Below are 6,440 nucleotides of genomic sequence, written 5' to 3' on the forward strand. Positions count from 1 at the left end.
TGGACAGGTAAAACTGTACTCTGCCGGTTTATCGCTGCAATTGAATCTTGTTGGGAAAAAACGCTGATCTATCCTGTAAACAATCATTATCCTGCTTTGTTATCTTTCTGATACAATACCTGCTACCTGATGTGGCACGGCATTTTCTGCATTTTTAGTCACTAAAAGATTTGATTATGAACAACAAAAAAAATAAAGCAGGAAAGGAAGATAAACAAGTTCCCCAAAAAGAGGAGGACCAGTTCCCGGGTTACCCGGAATATCCTGCCAGTGAGGATATCATGAACAGGAAAAACAGGGATAAGGAGGTGGATCTTGATATTAATGAGGTAACCGGTTCATTCCGCAGAAACAGTGAATTGCCGCCGGATAAGAAGAAACCCAAAGAAAACGAGGAACAGGAAGAAACCTGGAGGCAGGATAAAACAGGAGAAGACCTTGACATCCCCGGGGCAGAACTGGACGATGACTCAGAGAATATCGGTGAGGAAGACGAAGAGAATAATATTTACAGCATAGGAGGCGACAGGCACGAAGATCTGGAAGAAGACAATGGTGAGTTCCTTGACCCGGATGAAGAGAAGTATTAGCGTTTATAACAGCGGTGTAAGAAGCCGGCATACGGCGTCCATAAACCGTTTTAAAACGTTGCGTTTATTCCAGCGTGTTTCCTGTACAGGAACCGAATATAAAAGGTCTTCTTCAAACACTTTATTTAGCCGGGTTGCCACTTCATTGTCATAGATCAAAGCGCCTATTTCGCAATTCAGGTAAAAGCTGCGGTTATCGAAATTAACGGAGCTTACCCAGGCAAGGTTATCATCTATCACCATTGTTTTGGCGTGAATAAAACCACGGGTATAAAAAAAGATCCTTACACCGGCTGCCAGTAAAGGTTTCAGATAGGAGAGAGCGGCATGTTGTACAATGTAGGAATCGCCTTTCAACGGCAGCATCAGCTGTACATCTTTACCAGACAAAGCGGCCATTTGCAGCGCTGTAAGCAATTCTTCTGTAGGAATGAAATAGGGGTTGGCGATCCTGATCCTTCTTTTAGCAATATTAATAGCCATCAGGATGCTTTGCATAGCAATAGGCCACTCTGAATCAGGCCCGCTGGCAACAATATCCACGAAACAGGTACCGGTAAGGTCCGACCGGCCAAAGAACGGTGCAGCAAAAGGAAATACCTCCTTGCTGCAATAACGGTAGCTCATCAGGAACTGCAGTTGTAAAATATTCACAGCATCCCCCTCAATTTTCAGATGTGTGTCGCGCCAGAAAGTGGCGTGTTTCCCGTTATTTATATACCGTTCATCGAGATTAATGCCTCCTACGAAGCCAACCCTGCCATCTATTACAATAATTTTCCGGTGATTCCTGTAATTGGCATTCAGGTAAAAATCGACCAGTACGGGAGAGAAAGGATATACACTGGCACCATGCGCTTTTAACCGCTCAGGGATATCACCGATCCGGTCGCTTCCCATATCATCGTAGAGAAAGCGCACCTGTACGCCCTGATTTAATTTTTCGATCAGGATATCTGTTACCTGGTTGCCTACATCATCTGCGGCAATCATGTAGTATTCGATATGAATATGATGTTGCGCAGCACGCAACGCACTGAAAACCGCGGGGAACTTTTCTTCCCCGTTGATCAGTAATTGTACCCTGTTGTTCTTACTTAAAATAGATTGCCGGGTATTCAGCAGCATGGCGGAAATTTCCTGTTTATTCCCTGCAAGCCGGCGGAGTTCCACCTGCGTTTGCTCTATTAACGGCTTTTGCGACTCCCAATACCTGGAAAACAATACCTCATCTTTACTGCCCTTTAGTGTAAACCTTCTTCTTTTGCGTAAATCACGCCCCAGGTAATAATAAACGATCAAACCCACCACCGGAATGAATACGAGCACAAGGATATAACCGACTGCCTTTACCGGGTTGCGGTTTTCAAGCAGTATAGTGGCAATTAAACCAATGAAAATAAGGATCAGTAAAACAATACTGCCTATTTTGATGTAGATATGCCATTCAGCGCCTGTTAGATAACCGATCAGTGTTCCCACCAGTAAATAGTATTTAAGCTGTAAGACAAGATACTCAATATTAACACGTTTCTGTTAAAATGGTTACAGGCTGCTTTCCCTGCCTTTCCCGTATTACTCCAAAAAAACAATTTATTCTGCTGTGATTTCGAGTATGTTGCTGCTCAGAGATCTGCCATTGCCAGGGACCAGCTGAATGCCTTCTTTCATCAGGAAATCGCCGCTGTAAAGCTTATCGAAGTGATAGGACGAATGTGTACCCGGGAAAAGATTTATTTCATTGATATGGTAGCGCTTCTGAGGGTCTAATCCCTGAAGCTTTACCTGGGTGAATACGTCATTTTTGGCAATGTTCATCAGGTAACTGAAAACAATAGCTTTCTGCTGATCATCGGTTGTATACTGGAACACTGCCCTGTTTTCCTTATAGGGAGAAATAAGCCGGTAAAGATTGCCATACCACACAATATCACTGATACGGTTATACGTAGCCACGGCATCATGACTGAATTGTAATTCCTTTTCTGTAAAATCATCTACTTTAATATCATATCCCAGTTTACCCATCATGGCAACATCTGTACGGAACTTCAGGGATTGATTGCCCCAGTTGGTTACATGTGCCGCTATTGTATTGGCAGGGAAGAAGTGTGAATAACCGTATTGGATATAAATCCTCTCCAGTCCGTCGGTATTATCGCTTGGCCAGAACTCAGTAAAGTATTTCATGGCGCCATAGTCTGTACGGCCGCCACCGCCGGAACAAAGCATGATAGGCAAATGCGGATATTTCGCTCTTACCCTGTCCAGTACTTTATAAAGACTGCGGGTATATTCAATAAAAAGATGCGATTGTTTTTCTTTCAGATAAGGAGAATAGGTGTTGGTTAACATACGGTTACAATCCCATTTAATATAGGCGATGCCAGGGTTTTCCGCCATTGTTTTATCTATAACATCATACACGAAATCCTGTACTGCAGGATTGGTAAGATCAAGTACCATCTGGTGGCGGTAATAATTCTCTGCGCGGTTCGGTAACCGGAGTACCCAATCCGGATGCTTTGTATACAATTCGCTTTTCGGGTTTACCATTTCCGGTTCCAGCCATATTCCGAATTTTATACCTTGCTTTTCTGCTTCCTGAACAAGATAGCCCAATCCATGCGGCAGTTTTGTGGTGTTTGGTTGCCAGTCGCCCAGACCTGCATTGTCTGCATTACGGGGGAATTTATTGGCAAACCAGCCATCATCAAGCAAAAACAAATCTACTCCTAATTTTTTTGCACCACTGAAAAGGCTGACCAGGCGTTGTTCGTTGAAATTCATTCCAGTTGCTTCCCAGTTATTAAGTAGCGTTAATCGCCTGGTACGACCGTCAAGTATGCCATAGTTGAGTGCCCAATGATGGAAGTTACGGCTGGCTTGTCCTTTTCCTTTATTGGAGAGAGTGAAAATGAAGGCGGGCGTGGTAAATATTTCGCCAGGCTTCAACGAATAATCGCTGGCATATGGATTAATCCCCGAATTAATGTGCAATGTGTTGTGTTCATCTACCTCAAATCCAAATTTAAAATTTCCTGTCCAGGCCAGCGTGCCAGCCAGTACATCACCACTTTCTTCTTCTGCAGGATGATTTAAAGACAGCAGGAATAAAGGTGATTGCAGCATATTGGCCCTAACGCCCAGCTTACTGTCGAGGATCTTCATTCCCGTGGTAAGGTATTGTTCCTGCATACCGGCTTCTTTTGCCCAGTCGCCGTGAAATTGTGTTAGCCAGTATTTATTTGCCTTCAGGTGCAGCATGGAAGAGGCATAGGCCGTTATCTGCACCGGTTTTTTCTCGTTATGTTTTATCTCCGTCCATGCTTTGATGATATCTTCTTTGTAGTAGGCTTCAAAGTGGAGGATAACGGTTACCGGGTATACGGGATCCTTCAGTGTAACGGAAGTAGCGGTCACATCGTCGTTTGTTCTTGAAGAAGTATGGGTGTCATATTTTAATTCCAGAGATGGATTACCATCGTTGTGCACTATCCGGATAGCCGGATCCAGCAGGCTTTCCATCCCGGCGGTTACATAGGCTTCCTGTTTTCCTGTTGCCAGGGTGTCTGCTAAAGCCGGCTGCAGCTGCTGACCGAAGTATTGCTGGATTAACCGGCCATCCCGGTTAACATGGTATTCCAGGCTGATATTGCGGGTAGCTATACGGATATTTTTCTCCTGTGCCCATGCCCATTGGGTTAACAGTATAAAGCTTATGCAGAGCAGTTTTTTCATTATTTAAATATTTTTACTACGGGGAATAAGCGTACAAAATACAAATAAAAAGAAAGGATGTATATGGTTAACAAGTACTTTTCCCAATAAAAGATATCCCGCGCAGAAATGAACTAAAGTTGCCCGGTATTGCTGGGGAAATATGGGGAAGCACCGTTTTTTTGCTGTGGTGAATATCTGGGGGTTAGCTATCGGGATCACGATTGTATTATTGATTGGCGCATATACCCGGGGAGAGTACCAGGTGAACCATTTCATTAAAAATAATGACCGTATTTTCCTTTTAAAAAATAAGTGGGCCAACCCGGAAACGGCAGTATAGTTTGTAACGTTAGGATTACTAACTAAATTATTACAGGATAATTATCCATTGCTTATAGAAAAGGCTTATGCGCACGATGTAGTAGGGAAGTTGATAAAGATCCAGTCTTTTGATGGCAGGAATGATAAAAGATCTTCCTTTTAATACTGGTAGGGATGATCATTTTGGGAATGACGCACCGGCTTGGCGCCACTAACCCGGTGAAGAGCCTGAGAACAGAATAATGCTTACTTTAGTAAGTGTTTAAATTTACTGACATGGCTACCCAGATTATTATTGTACTTGTCCTTACCATGTTTATTAATGGGATGACGACTATATCATATGCTGTCAGGCTGGTAGGTGTAAAAACAGGAAGAATTGCCATTACCTTTTCCCTTTTTAATATTGTTGTTCTTTTATCCCGTACGGCTAATACCTTGCAGGCGCCGTTACTGGCCAAAACGGTAGAGCAAGATCTGAAACAAGGGGTTTCATCTAACCCCGGTATATTCAGGTATATTATTTTATCGTGTACAGTTGGAGCAGTAATGGGCGCTTTGCTGATACCCACATTTCAACGGTTGCTGACAAAGGCGGTATCGCATTTCAGTGTACATAAATCTATCCCAAAGTTATTTTACGTTGGCTTATCCGGTGTAGGAATGCAGTTTGTTAAGGAAAGTATGAAGATGCCGACAAAAGAGCAGTTCCTGGAACTTCCTGCACACCGGGATATGCCGTGGCGTATTTTTATCTACAATGTGCTGGCAAGTGCCATAATAACCATTGCTGTTCTATCGTGTGTATATGCTGCATATTTAAACCCTGAGTATAGAACAACTGCCAGTAATTTATCCGGTGTTATAAATGGTGTAGCAACGGTGTTAATGGTGTTATTTATAGATCCGCATTTATCTATCCTTACAGATGATGTTGTATTAGGCAAGCTTTCACAGGGATCATTCAGGAGATTTGTTTCCTATATGGTAATTGCGCGTATTGCAGGAACCGTAGTGGCGCAGTTGTTGTTATTTCCCTGCGCGCAACTGATAGCCTGGCTGGCAGAAAAAGTATAATTCTGTTCACAATTGATTAACAGTTTTTTGATATTTTCTGTGTTTTTTTGAAGATGAATTTTAACCCACGAAAATTATTTGTCATTGTTGGTAACCCTCATTCCGGCAAAATGAGAACGCTGCAGTATTTATTTAGGAGGAAGCAATTTTACCTCTTCAAACAACCGATAAAGCTGGATGCTTTATGGAGTGAGAAATTCATTGTGGTAAATGCCCGGAGTCCTTATTCCCGGGCGGATGAGCAGCTCCATCGTATCAGATCTGTTATACAGTACCATACCGTATCGGACACCTCCTTTCTTATTAACCTCAACCTGGTGCTGGACAATAGCCAATTCGATATACGGAAGATCCTGTCTTATTTTAACCAGTCTGCCTTCGAGATTTATTATTTCGTATTATACTCAAGCTGGTTTGATAAAAGAGTGGTTTGCCGGGAGCATATAGTACAATTGGAACAGCTGGTGGAAAATGGCAGTATTCACATTTTAGAAAGATTGGTAACCCAGTCGGGGCTGCGGTTCAATGAAAGGGTAGAGGAGTTGAAAGAGGCTATAGGAAGGATATTGGGTTTGGTAGTAGATTCGGGAGAGTGATTTTGCTTATAGTATACTGCGCCACATTTAAGCGCAAAAAAAACGGAACTACCAGCTTTTATACTGATCTTTCCGTTTCTGTGGAAAGGATTGTCGAATTTTTTGGAGGATTTTGAAGCGTTAAATAATTTGG

At 42.7% G+C, this 6,440-nt stretch carries 6 protein-coding genes; 4 read left to right on the forward strand and 2 right to left on the reverse strand.

Features of this window, described 5'->3' with window-relative positions:
* The first annotated feature begins 176 nt into the window (after positions 1-176).
* Entirely contained in the window at positions 177-590 is a 414-nt protein-coding gene (locus tag VN105_RS13915) for a hypothetical protein (protein WP_325641859.1), read from the forward strand.
* Positions 591-593: 3 nt separating this feature from the next.
* Here VN105_RS13915 and cls read toward each other — a convergent pair whose 3' ends face one another.
* Both cls and VN105_RS13925 read right to left on the reverse strand, forming a co-directional pair.
* Positions 594-2,072 carry a cardiolipin synthase gene (gene cls / locus VN105_RS13920; protein WP_325641861.1) on the reverse strand — a complete coding sequence of 493 codons (1,479 nt, stop codon included), beginning with the start codon at positions 2,070-2,072 and terminating at the stop codon, positions 594-596.
* 111 nt (positions 2,073-2,183) lie between these two features.
* The gene (locus VN105_RS13925) at positions 2,184-4,331 is read right to left on the reverse strand and encodes an alpha-galactosidase (RefSeq protein WP_325641863.1); all 2,148 of its coding nucleotides are present in this window, start codon (positions 4,329-4,331) and stop codon (positions 2,184-2,186) included.
* A gap of 142 nt (positions 4,332-4,473) precedes the next feature.
* Here VN105_RS13925 and VN105_RS13930 point away from each other — a divergent pair, with 142 nt between their 5' ends.
* The 3 genes from VN105_RS13930 to VN105_RS13940 all read left to right on the forward strand — a co-directional run bounded on the left by VN105_RS13930 (position 4,474) and on the right by VN105_RS13940 (position 6,307).
* Positions 4,474-4,653 carry a hypothetical protein gene (locus VN105_RS13930; protein ID WP_325641865.1) on the forward strand — a complete coding sequence of 60 codons (180 nt, stop codon included), beginning with the start codon at positions 4,474-4,476 and terminating at the stop codon, positions 4,651-4,653.
* Between the two features lie 257 nt (positions 4,654-4,910).
* Positions 4,911-5,711 carry a lipid II flippase Amj family protein gene (locus VN105_RS13935; protein ID WP_325641867.1) on the forward strand — a complete coding sequence of 267 codons (801 nt, stop codon included), beginning with the start codon at positions 4,911-4,913 and terminating at the stop codon, positions 5,709-5,711.
* Between the two features lie 110 nt (positions 5,712-5,821).
* Positions 5,822-6,307, forward strand: a complete 486-nt coding sequence (locus tag VN105_RS13940; protein WP_325641869.1) for a hypothetical protein — start codon at positions 5,822-5,824, stop codon at positions 6,305-6,307.
* The last annotated feature ends 133 nt before the right edge of the window (positions 6,308-6,440 follow it).

It is taken from the genome of Chitinophaga sp., assembly GCF_035564935.1.
GTDB lineage: Bacteria > Bacteroidota > Bacteroidia > Chitinophagales > Chitinophagaceae > Chitinophaga.